Consider the following 20,534-nt stretch of genomic DNA (forward strand, 5'->3'; position numbering starts at 1 on the left):
GAGAGAAGCTTTCAAGACTAGACGCTGCCCACGGCGTCGCGCCAACCTCAGAACAGCATCGCCGCGCGCAGGCTCATGCCGCCGCCGGTTTCCGGCACCACTGTCACGTTGTAGCGTTCGCTTTCCGGGCCTTCGAGGAACAGGTTGTAGGTGAAGTTGGCGAAGAAGTTGCCCACCGCCATCCCGACCAGCACATCGGTGGGATAGTGCTTGTCGCCTTCCACGCGCGACAGCGCGGTCAGCCCGTCAAGGGTGTAGAGGCCAGCCTTGGCGGTGTAGCGCCAGGTCGGGTCCATGTCGATGTAGTCCAGGTTGCGGCGGGTGAAACTGGTGTGCACGGCGGTCACGGCGGTGTGCTTGGAGGGGAAGGAGTCGTCGGGAATCCCGTCCGGCCGCTCACGCCCGGACCATTCCTTGGCCTCCTCGACGAAGCCGGTCACCGCGTAACGGTCCGCCGCCAGCAGCGTCAGATTGCGCCCGCGCCAGCTCCACTTCTCCTCGCTGCTCACGTCCTTGGGCGAAGCCACCAGGGCGGTGACGACGCTCAGGCCGGTGGCGAGGTTGAGCATGCGGTCGGCCGCCTGGTTGGCGTCGCCGCCGAAGAACCAGTCGTGGTTGCTCGCCGACTTCTGCCACTGATGGTCCCAGCCACCGGCAGCGATCACCGCCGCGCCGGCCACCGGGGCCCAGACGTCGGCACTGGTGACCGCGCGCTGCGCCGAATCCCCTACCCTCTCCCAGCTCATTTGCGGTGCCCCTGCGCAACCGATGAGCGCGGCGCTGGCCGCCAGGGTGGCGACTGCCGGCAAAGTCCGATTCATGATGCTCCCCCATGCGCCCGGCCCACTCCAGGGCAGCGGACGCGTCAATGCATGAGCGGGGAAGGATAGTCCGGTACGTTCTGAAGGCCCCTGCCTTCAGTCATTAATCGGTAACTCTTCGTTTCCTTCAGCGGAAAAAGAAAAACCCCGCCGAGGCGGGGTTCTTCGAATCAGACGGAATCAGCCTTTGAAGACGTCTTCCACCGACTGCAGCGGATAGTGCTTCGGATACGGCAGGGTCGCCACGCCGGTCTCGATGGCGGCTTTGGCCACGGCGTCGGAAACGACGGTGATCAGGCGCTTGTCCATCGGCTTCGGAATGATGTACTCGCGGCCGAACTCGATGGCGCTCACGCCGTAGGCGTCGCACACGTCCTTGGGTACCGGCAGCTTGGCCAGGTCACGCAGGGCCAGGGCGGCGGCGATCTTCATCTCTTCGTTGATGCGGGTGGCGCGCACGTCCAGGGCACCGCGGAAGATGAAGGGGAAGCCCAGTACGTTGTTGACCTGGTTCGGGTAGTCCGAACGGCCGGTGGCCATGATCACGTCGTCGCGGGTGGCGTGGGCCAGTTCCGGCTTGATTTCCGGGTCCGGGTTGGAGCAGGCGAAGACGATCGGGTTCGGCGCCATGCGCTTGAGGTCGTCCGGGCTCAGCAGGTTGGCGCCGGACAGGCCGACGAATACGTCGGCGCCTTCCAGGGCGTCAGCCAGGGTGCGCTTGTCGGTCTCGGTGGCGAACACGGCCTTGTATTGGTTCAGGTCGTTGCGACCGGAGTGGATCACACCCTGGCGGTCGATCATGAAGATGTTCTCGACCTTGCCCCCCATGCTCACCAGCAGCTTCATGCAGGAGATGGCGGCGGCGCCGGCGCCCAGGCAGACGATCTTCGCGGTTTCCAGCTTCTTGCCGGCGATTTCCAGCGCGTTGAGCATGCCGGCGGCGGTCACGATGGCGGTGCCGTGCTGGTCATCGTGGAATACCGGGATGTCGCACTGCTCGATCAGCGCGCGTTCGATCTCGAAGCACTCGGGTGCCTTGATGTCTTCCAGGTTGATGCCGCCGAAGGTGATGGAGATGCGCTTGACGGTATCGATGAAGGCCTGCGGACTCTCGGCGTCGACTTCGATGTCGAACACGTCGACACCGGCGAAGCGCTTGAACAGCACGCCCTTGCCTTCCATGACCGGCTTGGAGGCCAGCGGGCCGAGGTTGCCCAGGCCGAGAATGGCGGTGCCGTCGGAAATGACCGCGACCAGGTTGCCCTTGCCGGTGTACTTGAAGGCCAGTTCCGGATCACGCGCGATTTCGCGCACCGGCTCGGCAACGCCCGGGCTGTACGCCAGCGACAGGTCGCGGGCGGTGGCGGTCGGCTTGGTCAGCTCGACGCTCAGTTTACCGGGGCGGGGTTGGGCGTGATATTCGAGGGCAGCGGTCTTGAGATCAGACATTTGGGCACTTCCGCTTTTGTTGCTTGTTGGACAGACGGGGGTCCGAGCATACGCACAAACCCCGCACCTGCCAAGGTAGCCCAAGCCCCTGCTGTCAAGACCTCTAGCGTACGACTTTCAGCCAGTCTCCAGCTTTTGGCTGGCCAGTTGGATACAAGTCATTCAATAAACGTATACGATTTATCGAGTCAGATTCCGGACCGGATTCTGCCTTCGCGAATTGCTCGACAGTCTGCCCGGATTTGACCTGAATGACGGCGATCCGGCGCGGTTGTGCGAGTTTCTGCTCGTCGGCGCGCATCGGCCGGAAGCTGCGGATGACCTGCATGAAGTGGTCGTCTTCGCTTTCCAGCGAAGCGCGACCTTTGACCACACCAATGAACAGGTAGGCGTGGTCCTTCTGGTAGATCACCGCAGCGCGGCGGGCCGGCGAACCGGGCACTACGCCGGTGGCCACCTCCAGGCCGGCCTGCTGGAAACTTTCTTCGTTCGATAACCGCCCGCCAGCGCCCTTGCGCAGGTACTCCGCCGGGGTCAGCTGGCCTTCGCGGGGCACCAGCTTCATACCGATGTAGGCCTGCTGGTCGGCGGTGTAGCCTACCAGCGCGGTCGGCTGGTTGAGGATGCCCCAGCCCGACGGGTAGGTCAGGGTGAAGTCCAGCTCGGAGTGGTAGAAGCTCTGCCCGCGGCGCACGCCGCTGGAGGCTGAGTCGCCGAAAGGCATGCCGTCGATGGCCTTCAGGTAACGCTCGGCGCCGATCTCGTGCTGGCTGTTGGCGGCCAGGGTCTGGGCGGGGCCGATGACCTGCTTGAGGCGCTGGTCGTTGTCCGGGTGGGTATCGAACAGCCCGTGGTAGCCGACCGGCTGGGTCGCCTGGCCCTTGCGCGCCGCCTCGTCGCGGGCGAAGTCTTCCTGGTTCTTCAGCACCCGCACCACCTGGATCATGGCGGTCGGGTCATAGCCGGCACGGGCCAGGTACTTGGCGCCCAGGCCGTCGGCCTCCAGCTCCATGTCGCGGCCATAACCGCGCACGAAGGCAGTGCCGAGCACGTTGGTGAGGTCCGCGGCGGCGCCGACGCCGGTGCCAATGGCCACGGCCTGGCCGAGGATGCTCCAGGCGCTGGACTGGCTCTGCTGGCGCACGCTATGGCGGGCCGTGACGTGGCCGACCTCGTGGCCGAGTACGGCAGCCAGCTCCGCTTCGGAGCCCAGGTAGGCCATCAGCCCGCGGTGGATATAGATGTAGCCGCCGGGCAGGGCGAAGGCGTTGATGTCCGGCGTGTCGATGACCGTGAAGTGATACTGCAGGTTCGGCCGGTCGCTGGCGCGGGCAACCCGCTCGCCGACCTGCTGGACGTAAGCCTGCAGCTTGCCGTCTTCATAGCGCGGATACTGCTGGGCGATCTGCTGGCTGTACTTCTGCCCCATTTCCAGCTCGCTCTGCTCGCTCATCATCACGAAATCAGACTTGCCGGTGGCCGGGTTGGTGGCGCAGCCGCCGAGGACACTCAGCAGCGCCAGCAGGGTCAGAATTCCGAACGAGCGCAAGCTCATGGCAATACCTCCATCATCGCCGGGTCGGTCACAGGCAGCATCCAGCGCGCCTGTCCGGGTTTTACGCCACCACGCTCGGCGCGGTCGATGACCCAGCCGCGCGCCTCCACCTGTCGACCCTTGAGATCGCGCAGGGTTGCATCGTCGAAGCGCTTCACGAGTTTGGCCTCGATCCGCAGCACCAGCGGGCCGTCGAGATCGATCCACAGCCCGCCGCGATTGCGTTGTACCTGCTCGACCCGTCCGCGAACCACTGCGAATCCGCTTTCGTGAAGTTGTTCCGCCGTCTGCACCGGCGAGCGCTTCCACAGGCCGAGCCCGGCGCTGCGCGCTTGCCGCTCGGCAGCCTGCTGGCAGGCAGTGAGGTCGGTGTTCGGAGCGATAGCTACAAGGTAGCCCAGGCCTTCGGCGAGCAGGCGGGATTCGAGGTTGTTGCCGTGGGCGTCATAGGCGTGGGCCAGGGTGCGGCCGTACTTGTCCTTGCCCTGCTGGCCGGCAACCAGGCCGACCTCGCCGTCATTGGCCGCCACCAGTTGCTGCAGACGGCGCTGGGCTGCCACCGCGAAGGGCTCTTCGGAGCGGCCGCGATGGGCCAGTTCCGGGGCGTTGACGCCGATCAGGCGGACGCTGCGACCGTCGGCCAGCTTGAGCGTGTCGCCGTCCACCACCCGCGCCACGCGCACCGTTTCCGGCGACGAAGGCTTCGGGCAGGCAGCGGCGCTGGCGTCCAGGGAAAAAAGGACGGCCATAAAAAAGGCGCCCACGAGGGACGCCTTTTTCGAATTACCGTGAAAAACCATCGTGGGCCTTTCCCGGAAATCGATCTTACTTCTTGCCGCCGAACATGGCGAAGCGCTGGTTGAAGCGGTCGATACGGCCGCCGGTGTCCAGAACTTTCTGCTTACCGGTGTAGAAGGGGTGGCACTCGGAGCAGACGTCCAGGTGAATGCCCTTGCACAGGGTGGAACGGGTCTTGATCACGTTGCCACAGCTGCAGGTAGCTTCGATGTCTTCGTACGCGGGATGGATTTCCGGTTTCATGGTCTCTTCCTCTCGGTGGTGTGCCGCCACCCAGTCTCTGGCAGAAGCCGAGCCACGGTCATCGAGGACCGCGGGCGGGATCTTTTACCGGGCACCGCACGGAAATTAAGGGCGTGGATCATACCAGAGAACGCTTTCAACGCAAGATCAGGCATGACCGACCGTCGCATCGCCCATGCTACCATCCGACGCTCCCCGCCGCCCCGGAATCCGTCGCGTGCCGTCACCGTCCATCCTGCGTCTCGCCCTGCCCTCGCCGCTGCGCCGTCTATTCGATTACCTGCCTCCGCGCGGGGTCGACGTGGCGCGCCTGCAGCCCGGCGTGCGCCTGCGCGTGCCATTCGGCCGTCGCGAGATGGTTGGCGTGCTGGTGGACAAGGTGGAAAGCTCCGAGGTCCCGGCAGACAAGCTGCGCCCGGCCCTGACCGTACTCGACCGCGAGCCGCCGATGCCGGCGCATCTGCTGGAGCTGTGCCGCTGGACGGCGCAGTATTACCAGCACAGCCTGGGCGACACCTTTTCCTGGGCGCTGCCCAACCTGCTGCGCCAGGGCGACCCGGCCGAGGCGCGCCAGCAGCGCTTCTGGCATGCCGAACCCGGCGCCCGCGAGGAAGACCCGCGTCTGGCCCGCGCGCCGCGCCAACGCGAGACGCTGAAGATCCTCAAGCAGCATCCCCACGGCGTCGCCCACGACCTGCTCAGCCAATTGCAGATCAACAAGGACAGCCTCGACCTGCTGCAGGAAAAGGGGCTGGTCACGCTGGAGGTGCGCGTCCACAGCGTGGCGCCGCACCACGGCCCGTGGCTGGCGCAGGCGGAACTGCCGCTGAACGCCGAGCAGCGCGCCGCCTTCGAGGCCGTCCGCGCCGGGTTTGGCAGTTTTCACAGCTTTCTCCTGGCTGGCGTCACCGGCAGCGGCAAGACCGAGGTCTACCTGCAGCTGATCCGTGAGACCCTGGAAGCCGGCAAGCAGGCGCTGGTGCTGATCCCCGAGATCAACCTCGGCCCGCAGACCCTGAGCCGCTTCGAGCGCCGCTTCAACGCGCGCATCGCCCTGCTGCACTCCGCGCTGACCGACCGCGAGCGCCTCGACGCCTGGCTGGCGGCCCGCGACGGCGAGGCGGACATCGTCATCGGCACTCGCTCGGCGCTGTTCACCCCGATGAAGAATCCGGGGCTGATCATCATCGACGAGGAGCACGACGCTTCCTATAAACAGCAGGAAGGCCTGCGCTACCACGCCCGCGACCTGGCCATGGTGCGCGCGCGGCTGGAGAACGTGCCGATCCTGCTGGGTTCCGCCACCCCCGCGCTGGAGAGCCTGCACAACGCCCAGAGCGGCCGCTACGGCCTGCTGCGCCTGACCCAGCGCGCCGGCGGCGCGCACCAGCCGAAGTTCCACCGCCTGGACGTGAAGAGCCTGCCGCTGGACTCGGGCATCTCCATGCCGCTGCAGCGTTCGATCAAGGAAACCCTGGCCGCCGACCAACAAGTGCTCGTCTACCTGAACCGCCGCGGCTTCGCCCCGACCCTGCTGTGCCACGACTGCGGCTGGATCAGCCAGTGCCCGCGCTGCGACGCGCGGATGACCGTGCACCAGGGTAGCGGCGAGCTGCGCTGCCACCACTGCGACCACCGCGAGCGGCCGCCGCGCAACTGCCCGAAATGCGGCACGGTAGACCTGCGCCCGGTCGGCGCCGGCACCGAGCGCGCCGAGGAGCGCCTGCGCATTCTCTTCCCGGATTACCCGGTGCTGCGCATCGATCGCGACAGCACCTCGCGCAAGAACGCCATGCGCGATTTGTTCGCCACTATCAATAAAGGTGAGCCATGTATCCTGGTGGGCACGCAGATGCTCGCCAAGGGGCACCATTTCCCGCGCGTCACCCTGGTGGCGATCCTCGATGCCGACGGCGGGCTGTTCTCCGCCGACTTCCGCGCCAGCGAGCGCATGGCCCAGCAGATCGTCCAGGTCGCCGGCCGCGCCGGACGCGCCGAGGAACCGGGTCGCGTGCTGATCCAGACCCACCTGGCCGACCACCCGTTGCTGGTGCAGCTCACCGAGCAGGGCTATTTCGCCTTCGCCGACCAGGCCCTCACCGAGCGCCGCTCCGCCGGCCTGCCGCCCTTCTCGCACCTTGCCCTGCTGCGCGCCGAGGCGCACAAACCGGGGCAGGCCGAAGGCTTCCTCGACGAAGCCTGCGCCGAGGCCGAGCGCCTTCAGGCGACCCTCGGCCACGAGGTCGACCTCCTCGGCCCGGTGCCCGCGCCCATGGAACGCCGTGCCGGCCGCTACCGCGCGCAGCTGCTGCTGATGAGCACCGCCCGCGCGCCGCTGCACCGCCTGCTGACGCCCTGGCTGCAAATACTCGAAGGCATGCCCAGTGGGCGCCAGGTGCGCTGGTCGCTGGATGTGGACCCGATCGACCTCTTCTGACAGATGTCCCGTAGGGATAAAACCGTCCGGGCTTGCGCATCCGTCCTACATTGACTTCCATCAGCCGCGACGGATGGCGCAGCGGCGAGACTGAACAAGGAGCGCTCCGCGGTTGGCAAGCCATGCCCGGCCACGGATAATGCGCGGTTCTGAGCCCGATAACCGGTCGCGCGCGCCGGATGCACGCGAGCACGGAGAAAACCATGAAAGACACGATTCGCCACCTGATCCAGCAAGCCCTTGTCAGCCTCACCGAAGACGGCACCCTGCCGGCCGGCCTGACGCCCGACATCCAGGTGGAGAACACCAAGGACCGAACCCACGGTGACTTCGCCAGCAACATCGCCATGATGCTGGCCAAGCCGGCCGACATGAAGCCGCGCGACCTCGCCACCAAGCTGGTCGCCGCCCTGCCGCAGAGCCCGGAAGTGGCCAAGGTCGAGATCGCCGGCCCCGGCTTCCTGAACTTCTTCCAGGACCAGGCCTGGCTCGCCGCCAGCCTCGACAAGGCCCTTGCCGACGGCCACATCGGCGTACGCAAGGCCGGCGCCGCCCAGCGCGTGGTGGTGGACCTGTCCTCGCCGAACCTGGCCAAAGAGATGCACGTCGGCCACCTGCGCTCGACCATCATCGGCGACGCCGTCAGCCGCGTGCTGGAGTTCCTCGGCGACACCGTGATCCGCCAGAACCACGTGGGCGACTGGGGCACCCAGTTCGGCATGCTGCTGGCCTACCTGGAAGAACAACCGGTGGACGCCCAGGCGGAACTGCACGACCTGGAAGTCTTCTACCGCGCCGCCAAGAAGCGCTTCGACGAGTCCCCCGAGTTCGCCGACCGCGCCCGTGAGCTGGTGGTGAAGCTGCAGGCCAACGATCCCAAGTGCATTGCCCTGTGGACTCGTTTCAACGACATTTCCCTGTCGCACTGCCAGAAGGTCTACGACCTGCTGGGCGTGAAGCTGACCATGGCCGACGTGAAGGGCGAGAGCGCCTACAACGACGACCTCGCCCAGGTGGTTGCAGACCTCACCGCCAAGGGCCTGCTGGTCGAGAGCGACGGCGCGCTGTGCGTGTTCCTCGATGAATTCAAGAACGCCGAAGGCGAACCGCTGCCGGTGATCGTGCAGAAGGCCGGCGGTGGCTACCTCTACGCCACTACCGACCTCGCCGCCATGCGCTACCGCCACAAGGTGCTGCACGCCGACCGCGTGCTGTACTTCGTTGACCAGCGCCAGGCCCTGCACTTCCAGCAGGTGTTCGAAGTCGCCCGCCGCGCCGGTTTCGTCCCGGCCAGCATGGAGCTTGAGCACATGGGCTTCGGCACCATGAACGGCGCCGACGGCAAGCCGTTCAAGACCCGCGACGGCGGCACCGTGAAGCTGATCGACCTGCTGATCGAAGCCGAAGAGCGCGCCTATACCCTGGTGAAAGGCAAGAACCCCGACTTCAGCGAACAGGACCTGCGCCAGATCGCCCATGCAGTCGGCATCGGCGCGGTGAAGTACGCCGACCTGTCCAAGCACCGCACCAGCGACTACAGCTTCAACTTCGACCTGATGCTGAGCTTCGAGGGCAACACCGCGCCGTACCTGCTATATGCGTACACCCGCGTGGCGAGCATCTTCCGCAAGCTGGGCAAGACCTATGACGAAGTGGGCGGCAGCATCCACCTGCAGCAGCCCCAGGAAATCGCCCTGGCCGCGCAGCTGGCGCAGTTCACCGATCTGCTCAACAACGTCGCCGTAAAGGGTGTCCCGCACATCCTCTGCGCCTACCTGTACGAGCTGGCCGGCCTGTTCTCCAGCTTCTACGAGCACTGCCCGATCCTCACCGCCGAAGACCCGGCGCAACAGGAAAGCCGCCTGCGCCTCGCCGCGCTGACCGGCCGTACCCTCAAGCAGGGCCTGGAGCTGCTGGGCCTGGAAACCCTGGAGCGTATGTAAGCACCCATGGCGAAGAAGAAACCCGCTCCCAAGCGCGGCGCCAGCCGCTACCAGGCCCCGGCCAAGAAGACGTCGGTCCCCGGCTGGGTCTGGCTAGTCGCCGGCCTGGCCATCGGCGGCTTCATCATGTTTCTGATGAAGCTGGAGCCGGGTCGCAACGACGTCAAACGCGAGAAGCCGGAAGCGCCCAAGACCATGGTCGGCTCCAACAAGCCTTCCGGCACCGTGCAGCCGCAACAACCGGCCGCGCCCACCGGCGTGAAGCCCAAGTACGACTTCTACACGCTGCTGCCGGGGTCGGAAGTCGCCGTGCCGCCCGAAGCCGTGCCGCCGCCGGCCAAGCCGCAGCAACCGGCGACCGTGGTTGCAACCAAGGAAGAAGCCGAGAAGATCGACACCCAGCGCGCCCTGGCGGCGCTGAGTGGGCAGAATCCGCCTCCGCCCGCAGTGGTCAAGCCGGCAACGCCCGCCACGCCGCCCGCGACCCAGGTGGCCAGCGCGCAGAAGCAGGCGCTGCCGCAGGCCCCGGCCAGCGATACCGTGCCAGCCAAGCCGACGCCGCCACCGGCGGTGGCCGCAACCCAGTACTACCTGCAGGCCGGCTCGTTCCGCAAACAGACCGACGCCGACCACCTGCGCGCGCAGATCATCATGATGGGCCAGAACGCCCGCGTGGAGTCCGGCACCGTCCGCGACGAAACCTGGTACCGCGTCATGGTCGGCCCCTATGGCGACCGCGCCAAGGCCTCCGCCGCGCAGAAACAACTCGCCGGCAACGGCTTCAGCAACCTGCTGTTACAGCAGCGCCAGACCCGCTGAACCCCGGCCACTCCAAGGCTTGCGCCGACGGGCGGCGCGCGAAATGCGCGCTACTCGTCCGGCGCAGGACTTGAACCCCGCCTTTCCAGTCCCCATCTGACTCTGCATTCGGGCACATCGCCCCGCTAGTGTGGAGTAAGACCCTTGACCACCATCGTATCTGTCCGCCGTAACGGCAAAGTCGTCATGGGCGGCGACGGCCAGGTTTCCCTGGGCAACACCGTGATGAAAGGCAACGCGAAGAAAGTCCGCCGCCTGTACCACGGTGAAGTACTGGCCGGCTTCGCCGGCGCCACCGCCGATGCCTTCACCCTCTTCGAACGCTTCGAGCAGCAGCTGGAAAAACACCAGGGCCACCTGGTGCGCGCCGCTGTCGAGCTGGCCAAGGACTGGCGTACCGATCGCTCCCTGAGCCGTCTGGAAGCCATGCTGGCGGTAGCCAACAAGGACGCCTCCCTGATCATCACCGGCAACGGCGATGTGGTCGAACCCGAGCACGGCCTGATCGCCATGGGCTCGGGCGGCGGCTTCGCCCAGGCGGCGGCCCTGGCTCTGCTGCAGAAAGGCAGCGACGACATGAGCGCCCGCGAGATCGCCGAGACCGCACTGAACATCGCCGGCTCCATCTGCGTGTTCACCAACCAGAACCTGACCCTTGAGGAGCTCGACAGCGCTGTCTGAGCGCTGTCGTTCCGGAGTAGCACGTCAAATGTCCATGACTCCCCGCGAGATCGTCCACGAACTCAACCGTCACATCATCGGCCAGGACGATGCCAAGCGCGCCGTCGCCATCGCCCTGCGCAACCGCTGGCGGCGCATGCAGCTGCCGGCCGAGCTGCGCGCCGAAGTGACGCCGAAGAACATCCTGATGATCGGCCCGACCGGCGTCGGCAAGACCGAGATCGCCCGTCGCCTGGCCAAGCTGGCCAACGCCCCCTTCATCAAGGTGGAAGCGACCAAGTTCACCGAAGTCGGCTACGTCGGCCGTGACGTCGAGTCGATCATCCGCGACCTCGCCGATGCCGCGATCAAGATGCTCCGCGAGCAGGAAGTGCAGAAGGTGAAGTACCGCGCCGAAGACGCCGCCGAAGAGCGCATCCTCGACGCCCTGCTGCCGCCCGCGCGCACCACCGGCTTCGGTGACGAACCGGCGCGCGAGGATTCCAATACCCGCCAGCTGTTCCGCAAGCGGTTGCGCGAAGGCCAGCTGGATGACAAAGAAATCGACATCGAGGTCGCCGACATTCATTCGGGCGTGGAAATCATGGCCCCGCCCGGCATGGAAGAGATGACCAACCAGCTGCAGAGCCTGTTCTCCAACATGGGCAAGGGCAAGCGCAAGAGCCGCAAGCTGAAGGTCGCCGAGGCCATGAAGCTGATCCGCGACGAGGAAGCGCAGCGCCTGGTCAACGAAGAAGACCTCAAGGCCCGCGCCCTGGAAGCGGTGGAGCAGAACGGCATCGTCTTCATCGACGAGATCGACAAGATCGCGAAGCGCGGCAACGTGGGCGGCGCCGACGTCTCCCGCGAGGGCGTGCAGCGTGACCTGCTGCCGCTGATCGAAGGCTGCACCGTGAACACCAAGCTGGGCATGGTGAAGACCGACCACATCCTGTTCATCGCCTCGGGCGCATTCCACCTGTCCAAGCCCAGCGACCTGGTGCCGGAACTGCAGGGCCGCCTGCCGATCCGCGTCGAGCTGAAAGCCCTGAGCCCGAGCGACTTCGAGCGCATCCTCAGCGAGCCGCACGCGTCGCTGACCGAGCAGTACACCGCGCTGCTGAAGACCGAAGGCCTGGACATTGAGTTCGCTGCCGACGGTATCAAGCGCCTCGCCGAGATCGCCTTCCAGGTCAACGAGAAGACCGAGAACATCGGTGCCCGTCGCCTGCACACCCTGCTCGAGCGCCTGCTCGAAGAGGTGTCCTTCGACGCCGCCGACCTCGCCAGCGAGCACAGCGACAAGGCCATCGTGATCGATGCGGCCTACGTCAACGGCCACCTGGGCGAGCTGGCCCAGGACGAAGACCTGTCCCGCTACATTCTCTAAGCGATCCACATCGCTGCGACGGGGCGCCTCTGGGCGCCCCGCTGTTTTTCCGCCGGCGCTACAATGCCGGAATCGCCGTTCAGGAGCCGTCCATGCGCATCCCTTCCGCCATCAAGCTGCACAAGGCCTCGAAGAAGCTTTCGCTGACCTACGGGGAACAGTCCTTTGATCTGTCCGCCGAGTTCCTGCGCGTGCATTCGCCATCGGCGGAAGTTCAGGGCCACGGCAATCCGGTACTGCAGGTGGGCAAGCTGAATGTCGGCCTGAGCGACCTGGAGCCGGCCGGGCAGTACGCGCTCAAGCTGACCTTCGACGACGGCCACGACAGCGGCCTGTTCACCTGGGACTATCTCTATGAGCTGTGCGTGCGCCACGACGAAATGTGGTCCGACTACCTGGCGCAGCTGGAGAAGGCCGGCAAGTCACGCGACCCGTCGGAGTCCGTCGTCAAACTCATGCTGTAAACCTCCCCGCCCACTGCTTCTCTGTAGGAGCGAGCTTGCTCGCGAACAGCCCCGCAAAGGGGTTCGGTTCGCGAGCAAGCTCGCTCCTACAAGTTGTTCCCCGCCTCTCCCTCCACACCAACCTTCGTCGGGCAATCGCTCCAGGGCACGCCATTTGCAACATTCCCGTTGCAGACTGTCGCGTGCGTGGCTGCCGTCAGGGGATTGGCGAGATGCCCCCGCTCTAGGGCGCGTTTTCTAACTTTTCCCGACATACTTCGAGGAGTTGGCCCACGCTGCACCAGCTTGCGCGGCGAAGGAAACTCGGGTAACCAAGGCAGTGCAATGTACGGAGCTACAGTGCATAGAGCGTGGTTTCCTGATCTTCCAGTGATACCGCCAAGTAGATGAATCGCGTGGAGCCCTCTCCACGTTCCGCAACCCCGAGAAGTACTTGGCCATACGTCACGAAAGGTGAGCCCCGCCAGTATGTGTCTCAGGACAATGGAGCGTCGCCGATGACCCAGAAGAACAACAGCGATCTACCCCAGCAAGCCGCGGAAAACACACTCGCCCTGAATCCGGTGATCGGAATTCGCGGCAAGGACCTGCTCACTTCTGCCCGGATGGTGCTGCTGCAAGCGATCAAGCAGCCCTTCCACAGTGCCAAGCACGTGACCCATTTCGGCCTGGAGCTGAAGAACGTGCTGCTCGGCAAGTCCGAACTCAAGCCCTCGGACGACGACCGTCGCTTCAACGACCCGGCCTGGAGCCAGAACCCGCTCTACCGCCGCTACCTGCAGACCTACCTGGCCTGGCGCAAGGAGCTGCACACCTGGATGGGCGAGAGCGACCTGTCACCCCAGGACATCAGCCGCGGTCAGTTCGTCATCAACCTGATGACCGAGGCCATGGCACCGACCAACACGCTGTCCAACCCGGCTGCGGTCAAACGCTTCTTCGAGACCGGCGGCAAGAGCCTGCTCGACGGTCTCACCCATCTGGCCAAGGACCTGGTGAACAACGGCGGCATGCCCAGCCAGGTGAACATGGACGCCTTCGAGGTCGGCAAGAACCTGGCCATGACCGACGGCGCGGTAGTGTTCCGCAATGACGTGCTGGAGCTGATCCAGTACAAGCCGATCACCGAGAGCGTGCACGAGCGCCCGCTGCTGGTGGTGCCACCGCAGATCAACAAGTTCTACGTCTTCGACCTGTCGCCGGAGAAGAGCCTGGCGCGCTTCTGCCTGCGCAACCAGGTGCAGACCTTCATCGTCAGCTGGCGCAACCCGACCAAGGCGCAGCGCGAGTGGGGTCTGACTACCTACATCGAGGCACTCAAGGAAGCCATCGATGTGGTCCTGAAGATCACCGGCAGCAAGGACCTGAACATGCTCGGGGCCTGCTCCGGCGGCATCACCACCGTCACCTTGCTCGGCCACTACGCCGCCCTGGGCGAGAACAAAGTGCATGCCTTTACCCAGATGGTCAGCGTGCTGGACTTCGAGCTGGACACCCAAGTCGCCCTGTTCGCCGACGAGAAGACCCTGGAAGCCGCCAAGCGCCGCTCCTATCAGGCCGGTGTGCTCGAAGGCAAGGACATGGCCAAGGTGTTCGCCTGGATGCGCCCCAACGACCTGATCTGGAACTACTGGGTCAATAACTACCTGCTGGGCAACGAGCCACCCGCCTTCGACATCCTGTTCTGGAACAACGACACCACGCGCCTGCCCGCTGCGCTGCACGGCGAGCTGGTGGAGATGTTCAAGACCAACCCGCTGAGCCGCTCCGGCGCGCTGGAGGTGGGTGGTACGCCGATCGATCTCAAGCAGGTGACGTGCGACTTCTATTGCCTGGCAGGTCTCAACGACCACATCACCCCCTGGGAAGCCTGCTACCGCTCCGCGCGCCTGCTGGGCGGCAAGTGCGAATTCGTCCTCTCCAACAGCGGGCACATCCAGAGCATCCTCAACCCGCCGGGCAACCCCAAGGCGCGTTTCATGACCGGCCCGGAACTCTCGGTCGATCCGAAGACCTGGCAGGAAAACGCCAGCAAGCACGCCGACTCCTGGTGGCTGCACTGGCAGAACTGGCTCGCCGAGCGCTCGGGCAAGACGCGCAAGGCGCCGACTGCCCTGGGTAACAAAACCTATCCGGCTGGCGAAGCCTCCCCCGGAACCTACGTGCACGAACGATGAAAACAGAACTCCTCCCGCAAGCCGGCGTCGTGGACGACGCCAATACCCCAGAATCGTCGCTGGCCGTGGAAGTGGCTGCGCCGACGAGCCGGCGCGCGCGCAGCAAAGCCAGCGCGGAGGAGATCCTGCCGAGCAAGGCGCCGGCGGCGCAGCCCTTCGAGTTCCGCACCATCGAACTCGACGGGCAGACCATCCGCACCGCCGTGCGTCCGGGCAAGAAACACATGACGCCGCTGCTGATCTTCAACGGCATCGGCGCCAACCTGGAACTGGTCTTTCCCTTCGTCGCCGCGCTGGACCCCGATCTGGAGGTGATCGCCTTCGACGTCCCCGGCGTCGGCGGCTCATCCACGCCCAGCACGCCCTACCGCTTCCCCGGCCTGGCGAAGCTGGCCGCGCGGATGCTCGACTACCTGGACTACGGCCAAGTGACCGCCATCGGCGTGTCCTGGGGCGGCGCCCTGGCGCAGCAGTTCGCCCATGACTACCCCGAGCGCTGCAAGAAGCTGATCCTCGCCGCCACCGCCGCCGGTGCGGTGATGGTACCGGGCAAGCCGCGGGTGCTCTGGCGCATGGCCAGCCCGCGGCGCTATATCCAGCCATCCTATGGCGTGCATATCGCCCCGGACATCTATGGCGGCGCCTTCCGCCGCGATCCGAAGCTGGCCATGGCCTTCGCCAGCAAGGTGCGCTCGTCCGGCAAGATGGGCTACTACTGGCAGCTGTTCGCCGGCCTTGGCTGGACCAGCATCCACTGGCTGCACAAGATCCGTCAGCCGACGCTGATCCTGGCCGGCGACGACGACCCGATCATCCCGCTGATCAACATGCGCATGATCGCCTGGCGCATCCCCAACTCCGAGCTGCACGTGATCGACGACGGCCACCTGTTCCTGGTGACCCGCGCGGAAACCGTGGCGCCGATCATCATGAAATTCCTCCAGGAGGAACGGCAGCGCGCGATCATCCACCCCCGACCTTTCGCTCCGAAAGCCAGCTGAGGCCACCTCAAGCATCACTGCTTCGTCACAGTCGTTAGGCATCCTGCCTTGACCGATCGCTGCGCAGGCACTTTTTTTAAAGAGCCGAACAACAAACAGGCGTGTTCACGGGTATCGACACGTAACGCCTGACTCGGGAACGGCGCTGCGGCTACCTTCTGGTGACCGCAGGGCAACCCCGCTGCTGATCGACTGCCCTGTTTTCGTGCAGTGGTCCTCCCGCGTCGATACCCGTACATACCCCTCGAACCGGCGACAGGCGTCTGGACCGGGAGTTTCCCGACTCCGGTACAGCCCTTGCTTCGCCCTTCACAGGTCGGAACTTTACGGAGTGCTGTTCATGCGAGAGAAAGCAGAGCCTGGTAGCGTCCCTGCCCCCACCCAGTACATGAACGCGCAGAACGCGATGGTCGGCCTGCGCGGCAAGGACGTGCTGTCCACCCTGCGCATGCTGGCGCTGCAGGGCGTGCGCCGGCCAGTCCATTCGGCGAAGCACCTGGCGGCCTTCGGCAAGCAGGTGGGCAAGGTGCTGATTGGCGACTCGCCGCTGCAGCCCAACCCGCAGGACGCACGATTCCAGGATCCGTCCTGGCGCTTGAACCCGTTCTACCGGCGCACCGTACAGGCCTACCTGGCCTGGCAGAAGCAACTGCTGGCCTGGGTCGACGAAAGCGACCTGAACAGTGACGACCGCGCCCGCGCGCGCTTCCTGCTGTCGATCCTCACCGACGCCGCCTCGCCGTCGAACACCCTGCTCAACCCACTGGCAGTGAAGGAGCTGTTCAATACCGGCGGGCAGAGCCTGCTCAAGGGCACGCAGCACCTGCTCGACGACCTGATGCACAACGGCGGCATGCCCAGCCAGGTCAATCGCAGCGCCTTCGAGATCGGCCAGAACCTGGCCACCACGCCCGGCGCGGTAGTGTTCCGCAATGAGGTGCTGGAACTGATCCAGTACAAGCCGATGGGCGAGCACCTGCATGCCAAGCCGCTGCTGATCGTGCCGCCGCAGATCAACAAGTTCTACATCTTCGACCTATCGCCGGAGAAGAGCTTCGTCCAGTACGCCCTGAAGAACAATCTGCAGGTATTCATGGTGAGCTGGCGCAACCCCGACGCACGCCACCGCGAGTGGGGTCTGTCGACCTACGTGACCGCGCTGGACGAAGCTATCGACGTCTGCCGCTCCATCAGCGGCAGCCGCAGCGTCAACCTGATGGGCGCCTGCTCCGGCGGGCTGACCATCGCCGCACTGCAGGGCCACCTGCAGGCGCGCCGGCAGCTGCGCAAGGTCGCCAGCGCCACCTACCTGGTGAGCCTGCTCGACAGCCAGGTGGAGACCCCGGCCGCGCTGTTCGCCGACGAACAGACCCTGGAGAGCAGCAAGCGCCGCTCCTACCAGCACGGCGTGCTGGACGGCCGCGACATGGCGAAGATATTCGCCTGGATGCGCCCCAACGACCTGATCTGGAACTACTGGGTCAACAACTACCTGCTGGGCAAGCAGCCGCCAGCCTTCGACATCCTCTACTGGAACAACGACAACACGCGGCTGCCCGCCGCGCTGCACGGCGACTTCCTCGACTTCTTCAAGCACAACCCGCTGGCCCGCCCCGGCGCGATGGAAGTCAACGGCAGTGCCATCGACCTGAAGAAGGTGGCGGTGGACAACTTCCATGTCGCCGGCATCACCGACCACATCACCCCGTGGGACGCGGTGTACCGCTCGGCCCAGCTGCTGGGCGGCGAGACCCGCTTCGTGCTGTCCAACAGCGGGCATATCCAGAGCATCCTCAATCCGCCGGGCAACTCCAAGGCCTGCTACTTCGAGAACGGCAAGATCAGCTCCGATCCGCGCGCGTGGTACTACGACACCAAGCGCCAGGAAGGCAGCTGGTGGCCGCTGTGGCTGGAGTGGATCCAGGAGCGCTCGGGCGAGCGCCGGCCGGTGAACTTCGAGCTGGGCAACGCCGACTACCCGCCCAAGGAGGCCGCACCGGGCACCTACGTGCACGTGCGCTGAGGCCAGCATGGAGCGGGCAACCCGTTGCGGGTTGTTCGCTCCGCGCCCCCACTGGCACCGTTCTGATTTCCTACAGGCCTGCCAACACCTCGAAAGTTTGCGCGTCGGCAATTGCGGGCCACCGCTCAGCGAAGCTATCGTCAGCCCCACTGCGGCTGGAAACTGAACACGGATGAAAACGCGCGACCGGATTCTCGAATGCGCCCTGCAGCTGTTCAACGAGCAGGGCGAGCCCAACGTTTCAACCCTGGAGATCGCCACCGAACTAGGCATCAGCCCCGGCAATCTCTACTACCACTTCCACGGCAAGGAGCCATTGGTACTGGCGCTGTTCGAGCGCTTCCAGGACGAACTGGCGCCGCTGCTCGACCCACCGGAAGACGTACGACTGGGTGCCGAGGACTACTGGCTGTTCCTGCACCTGATCGTCGAGCGCCTGGCGCACTACCGCTTTCTCTTCCAGGACCTCTCCAACCTAGCCGGGCGCCTACCCAAGCTCGCCCGAGGCGTGCGCGCCTGGCTCAACCAGCTCAAGCGCACCCTGGCCACCCTGCTGGCGCAACTCAAGGCGCAGGACGAGCTGGCCAGCGATACCGAGGCCCTCGGCCAGTTGGTGGAGCAGATCACCCTGACGCTGCTGTTCTCTCTCGACTACCAGCGCATCCTCGGCCACGAAGGTGACGTCCGCCAGGTGGTGTTCCAGGTGATGATGCTGGTGGCGCCGCACCTGCGTCCGGACTCGCAGCTGATCGCCGAGCGGCTCGCCAGGCGCTACCTCGCGCCCTGACTTATCCCTGCAGGCTTTTGACTTGAGAGAATGAAAACGCCCGGCGCGAGGCCGGGCGTGGGTGTTGCAGCAGACCGATCAGGCCTGGGACGGCGGCGGCGTCGCCGGAGCAGCGGCGGACGGCGTCACAGCCGGTGCGGCGGCGGGAGCCGACGGTGCCGGAGTGGCGGCCGGAGCGGCTGCCGGCTTCGGAGCTACCGGCTTGGCGGCGGCCTTGGGCGCGGCGGGCTTCTTCACGGCAGGCTTCTTCGCCGCGGCCGGCTTGGCTGCAGGTTTCGCAGCGGCAGGCTTGGCGGCGGCAGCCGGTTTTGCAGCGGGTTTGGCAGCAGGCTTCGCGGCGGCTTTCGCTGCAGCGGGCTTGGCGGCCGGTTTCGCGGCGGGCTTGGCCGCAGCCTTGGCAGCAGGCTTGGCAGCGGGTTTTGCGGCAGCCTTGGCAGCCGGTTTGGCGGCGGCTTTGGCAGCGGGCTTGGCGGCCGGCTTCGCTGCAGGTTTGGCAGCAGCCTTGGCAGCCGGTTTGGAAGCCGCGGTCTTCACAGCGGGTTTCGCGGCCGGCTTGGCGGCGGCTTTCGCTGCGGGTTTGGCGGCGGCTTTGGCGGCCGGTTTGGCGACGCTGACGCCAGTGAGCTTCTCGATCTGCTTGGTGAGGCTGTCGACCTTGCTGTGCAGGTCTTTCACTTCACGGCTGCTCGGTACGCCCAGGCGCGAGATTGCGCTGTTCAGGCGCTTGTCGAAAGCCTCTTCCAGCTCGCCCCACTTGCCGATCGCGGCGCCCTTGACGGCATCGACGCGCGCCTTCGCGGAACGGGTGGAAGTCTTCACCGCACCCTCGACTTCGGTCTTGGCCAGTTTTTCAGCCTTCTCGCCGTCCTTGACCAGGGTCTCGAACACCTTGCTGCCGTCCTTGCTGACCTTCGAGTAGGCCCCCAAGCCAGCCAGCCAGATCTGCCGCGAGTATTTCTCGATCTCGCCGATCCAACTGGACTCTTTTTTATCGGTAGTTTTTTTGCCAGCCATCCTGCTCTCCTTATTGGGTTCTCGCGACACGCTCGAGCACTGCGCTCAGCTCATCCAGCTTAGCAGAGAGCGCCTCCACATCACGCCTGGAGGGAATCCCGATTCGATTGAGGGCGGAGGACACGCGCGCATCGAACGCTTCTTCGATCTTCTCGAAGTTCAGCTTGGCCTTGACGCTGTGCAGACGGCCCTTGACGGTGTCGTTGGCGGCATCGATCTGGGTGCTCACCAGGTCACGGCCCTTCTTCTCGACGGACTCGCCGGACTTGACCAGCTCCTTGAAGTACTCGCTGCCTTCGGCGCCCACGCGAGCATAGGTACCCAGGCCGGCGAGCCAGATCTGCCGGGCGTAGTGCTTGGCATCGGAGTAGAGGGAGGATTCGAGTTCTGCGACTTTCTTCTTGCTGACAGCCTTGGCCATGGTGGCACCTCACAGGGTTCAGATTCGATGATGTCGAAAGCTGCCCGCATCAGGCGGGACTGTGAGCCAAGGTATCGGGGAAAATTAGAAAACACATACCAGGCTTTGCAGGAAGACTGGCGCCACCCGAAAACGGCAAGGCCCCGCGGGGAACGGGGCCGGTAGGGAGTCAGGCCAGGGCCTTGTCCAGCGCGCGCTCGATCTCGCCCTTGAGCAGGCCGCCCATGGCCGAGAGCATCAGGCCCAGCTTCACGTCCACCGCGACCTTGTCCGCGCCCACTTCAATGCGCCCATCCACGCCGCTGCGCTTGAACAGCAGGGTGTCGCCCTGCCACTCGCTGCTCACGCCGTGCTCGCGGCCGAGCTTGTCGGCAAGCTTTTCCGCCTTGGCGCGAGCGGCTTCGAGGCCGAGGGAGTGGGAACGTTCGACGTGGATACGGGACATGCTGGAACTCCGCGATTGACTGACCCTGCCGATCATACGCGCCGCGCCGTATCGCCGCACCCCGCTGCCCGGGTGACCGGGGCGGCG

Annotated in this window: 18 protein-coding genes; 10 read left to right on the top strand and 8 right to left on the bottom strand. The window is 65.5% G+C overall.

Annotation, left to right across the window (positions count from 1 at the left end):
* Positions 1 to 47: 47 nt before the first annotated feature.
* From IB274_RS27850 to rpmE, 5 genes are all read right to left on the bottom strand, one after another.
* A complete protein-coding gene (locus IB274_RS27850) occupies positions 48 to 821 on the bottom strand; it encodes a phosphatase PAP2 family protein (protein ID WP_225615074.1) in 774 nt (257 codons plus the stop codon).
* Between the two features lie 180 nt (positions 822 to 1,001).
* Complete coding sequence (locus IB274_RS27855) at positions 1,002 to 2,270, bottom strand: malic enzyme-like NAD(P)-binding protein (RefSeq protein WP_192436031.1); 1,269 nt, start codon at positions 2,268 to 2,270, stop codon at positions 1,002 to 1,004.
* A gap of 103 nt (positions 2,271 to 2,373) precedes the next feature.
* On the bottom strand, positions 2,374 to 3,825 hold the full coding sequence (locus IB274_RS27860; protein ID WP_412548456.1) for a M48 family metalloprotease: 1,452 nt from the start codon (positions 3,823 to 3,825) through the stop codon (positions 2,374 to 2,376).
* A complete protein-coding gene (locus tag IB274_RS27865) occupies positions 3,822 to 4,574 on the bottom strand; it encodes a thermonuclease family protein (protein ID WP_225615075.1) in 753 nt (250 codons plus the stop codon). The genes IB274_RS27860 and IB274_RS27865 overlap by 4 nt, the downstream gene beginning before the upstream one ends.
* Before the next feature lie 76 nt (positions 4,575 to 4,650).
* On the bottom strand, positions 4,651 to 4,866 hold the full coding sequence (rpmE, locus tag IB274_RS27870; RefSeq protein WP_024766509.1) for a 50S ribosomal protein L31: 216 nt from the start codon (positions 4,864 to 4,866) through the stop codon (positions 4,651 to 4,653).
* A gap of 175 nt (positions 4,867 to 5,041) precedes the next feature.
* Between rpmE and IB274_RS27875 the strand changes: the two genes are divergently transcribed.
* The 10 genes from IB274_RS27875 to IB274_RS27920 all read left to right on the top strand — a co-directional run bounded on the left by IB274_RS27875 (position 5,042) and on the right by IB274_RS27920 (position 18,567).
* The gene (locus IB274_RS27875; protein WP_192436033.1) at positions 5,042 to 7,303 is read left to right on the top strand and encodes a primosomal protein N'; all 2,262 of its coding nucleotides are present in this window, start codon (positions 5,042 to 5,044) and stop codon (positions 7,301 to 7,303) included.
* Positions 7,304 to 7,506: 203 nt separating this feature from the next.
* Complete coding sequence (gene argS, locus IB274_RS27880; RefSeq protein ID WP_192436034.1) at positions 7,507 to 9,246, top strand: arginine--tRNA ligase; 1,740 nt, start codon at positions 7,507 to 7,509, stop codon at positions 9,244 to 9,246.
* Between the two features lie 6 nt (positions 9,247 to 9,252).
* Positions 9,253 to 10,065 (top strand): SPOR domain-containing protein, encoded by an 813-nt coding sequence (locus tag IB274_RS27885; RefSeq protein WP_192436035.1) that lies wholly within the window; start codon positions 9,253 to 9,255, stop codon positions 10,063 to 10,065.
* A 144-nt stretch (positions 10,066 to 10,209) separates the two neighbouring features.
* Positions 10,210 to 10,746: an ATP-dependent protease subunit HslV gene (gene hslV, locus IB274_RS27890; RefSeq protein ID WP_017520170.1), complete on the top strand. Its 537-nt coding sequence runs from the start codon at positions 10,210 to 10,212 to the stop codon at positions 10,744 to 10,746.
* Between the two features lie 28 nt (positions 10,747 to 10,774).
* Positions 10,775 to 12,115, top strand: a complete 1,341-nt coding sequence (gene hslU, locus IB274_RS27895) for an ATP-dependent protease ATPase subunit HslU (RefSeq protein WP_192436036.1) — start codon at positions 10,775 to 10,777, stop codon at positions 12,113 to 12,115.
* 92 nt (positions 12,116 to 12,207) lie between these two features.
* The gene (locus IB274_RS27900; RefSeq protein WP_192436037.1) at positions 12,208 to 12,579 is read left to right on the top strand and encodes a gamma-butyrobetaine hydroxylase-like domain-containing protein; all 372 of its coding nucleotides are present in this window, start codon (positions 12,208 to 12,210) and stop codon (positions 12,577 to 12,579) included.
* A 497-nt stretch (positions 12,580 to 13,076) separates the two neighbouring features.
* A complete protein-coding gene (gene phaC / locus IB274_RS27905; RefSeq protein WP_192436038.1) occupies positions 13,077 to 14,756 on the top strand; it encodes a class II poly(R)-hydroxyalkanoic acid synthase in 1,680 nt (559 codons plus the stop codon).
* Positions 14,753 to 15,757, top strand: coding sequence for a poly(3-hydroxyalkanoate) depolymerase (gene phaZ / locus IB274_RS27910; protein WP_225615076.1), 1,005 nt, complete (start codon positions 14,753 to 14,755; stop codon positions 15,755 to 15,757). The genes phaC (IB274_RS27905) and phaZ overlap by 4 nt, the downstream gene beginning before the upstream one ends.
* A 340-nt stretch (positions 15,758 to 16,097) precedes the next feature.
* A complete protein-coding gene (gene phaC / locus IB274_RS27915) occupies positions 16,098 to 17,780 on the top strand; it encodes a class II poly(R)-hydroxyalkanoic acid synthase (protein ID WP_192436039.1) in 1,683 nt (560 codons plus the stop codon).
* Positions 17,781 to 17,952: 172 nt separating this feature from the next.
* Positions 17,953 to 18,567, top strand: a complete 615-nt coding sequence (locus IB274_RS27920) for a TetR/AcrR family transcriptional regulator (RefSeq protein ID WP_192436040.1) — start codon at positions 17,953 to 17,955, stop codon at positions 18,565 to 18,567.
* A 78-nt stretch (positions 18,568 to 18,645) separates the two neighbouring features.
* On the opposite strand, the gene IB274_RS27925 is transcribed toward IB274_RS27920, so the two are convergent.
* The 3 genes from IB274_RS27925 to IB274_RS27935 all read right to left on the bottom strand — a co-directional run bounded on the left by IB274_RS27925 (position 18,646) and on the right by IB274_RS27935 (position 20,447).
* On the bottom strand, positions 18,646 to 19,581 hold the full coding sequence (locus tag IB274_RS27925) for a phasin family protein (RefSeq protein ID WP_192436041.1): 936 nt from the start codon (positions 19,579 to 19,581) through the stop codon (positions 18,646 to 18,648).
* Positions 19,582 to 19,591: 10 nt separating this feature from the next.
* Positions 19,592 to 20,002, bottom strand: a complete 411-nt coding sequence (locus tag IB274_RS27930) for a phasin family protein (protein WP_192436042.1) — start codon at positions 20,000 to 20,002, stop codon at positions 19,592 to 19,594.
* Between the two features lie 169 nt (positions 20,003 to 20,171).
* The gene (locus tag IB274_RS27935) at positions 20,172 to 20,447 is read right to left on the bottom strand and encodes a polyhydroxyalkanoic acid system family protein (protein WP_024767449.1); all 276 of its coding nucleotides are present in this window, start codon (positions 20,445 to 20,447) and stop codon (positions 20,172 to 20,174) included.
* Between the last annotated feature and the right edge of the window lie 87 nt (positions 20,448 to 20,534).

It is taken from the genome of Pseudomonas sp. PDM18 (genome assembly GCF_014852585.1).
Taxonomy (GTDB): Bacteria; Pseudomonadota; Gammaproteobacteria; order Pseudomonadales; family Pseudomonadaceae; genus Pseudomonas.

Excerpts from the sequence above, each read along its gene's own strand:
- IB274_RS27850 (WP_225615074.1), bottom strand. The coding sequence starts at position 821 with ATGAATCGGACTTTGCCGGCAGTCGCCACCCTGGCGGCCAGCGCCGCG.
- IB274_RS27855 (WP_192436031.1), bottom strand. The coding sequence starts at position 2,270 with ATGTCTGATCTCAAGACCGCTGCCCTCGAATATCACGCCCAACCCCGC.
- IB274_RS27860 (WP_412548456.1), bottom strand. The coding sequence starts at position 3,825 with ATGAGCTTGCGCTCGTTCGGAATTCTGACCCTGCTGGCGCTGCTGAGT.
- IB274_RS27865 (WP_225615075.1), bottom strand. The coding sequence starts at position 4,574 with ATGGCCGTCCTTTTTTCCCTGGACGCCAGCGCCGCTGCCTGCCCGAAG.
- rpmE (WP_024766509.1), bottom strand. The coding sequence starts at position 4,866 with ATGAAACCGGAAATCCATCCCGCGTACGAAGACATCGAAGCTACCTGC.
- IB274_RS27875 (WP_192436033.1), top strand. The coding sequence starts at position 5,042 with ATGCTACCATCCGACGCTCCCCGCCGCCCCGGAATCCGTCGCGTGCCG.
- argS (WP_192436034.1), top strand. The coding sequence starts at position 7,507 with ATGAAAGACACGATTCGCCACCTGATCCAGCAAGCCCTTGTCAGCCTC.
- IB274_RS27885 (WP_192436035.1), top strand. The coding sequence starts at position 9,253 with ATGGCGAAGAAGAAACCCGCTCCCAAGCGCGGCGCCAGCCGCTACCAG.
- hslU (WP_192436036.1), top strand. The coding sequence starts at position 10,775 with ATGTCCATGACTCCCCGCGAGATCGTCCACGAACTCAACCGTCACATC.
- IB274_RS27900 (WP_192436037.1), top strand. The coding sequence starts at position 12,208 with ATGCGCATCCCTTCCGCCATCAAGCTGCACAAGGCCTCGAAGAAGCTT.
- phaC (WP_192436038.1), top strand. The coding sequence starts at position 13,077 with ATGACCCAGAAGAACAACAGCGATCTACCCCAGCAAGCCGCGGAAAAC.
- phaZ (WP_225615076.1), top strand. The coding sequence starts at position 14,753 with ATGAAAACAGAACTCCTCCCGCAAGCCGGCGTCGTGGACGACGCCAAT.
- phaC (WP_192436039.1), top strand. The coding sequence starts at position 16,098 with ATGCGAGAGAAAGCAGAGCCTGGTAGCGTCCCTGCCCCCACCCAGTAC.
- IB274_RS27920 (WP_192436040.1), top strand. The coding sequence starts at position 17,953 with ATGAAAACGCGCGACCGGATTCTCGAATGCGCCCTGCAGCTGTTCAAC.
- IB274_RS27925 (WP_192436041.1), bottom strand. The coding sequence starts at position 19,581 with ATGGCTGGCAAAAAAACTACCGATAAAAAAGAGTCCAGTTGGATCGGC.
- IB274_RS27930 (WP_192436042.1), bottom strand. The coding sequence starts at position 20,002 with ATGGCCAAGGCTGTCAGCAAGAAGAAAGTCGCAGAACTCGAATCCTCC.
- IB274_RS27935 (WP_024767449.1), bottom strand. The coding sequence starts at position 20,447 with ATGTCCCGTATCCACGTCGAACGTTCCCACTCCCTCGGCCTCGAAGCC.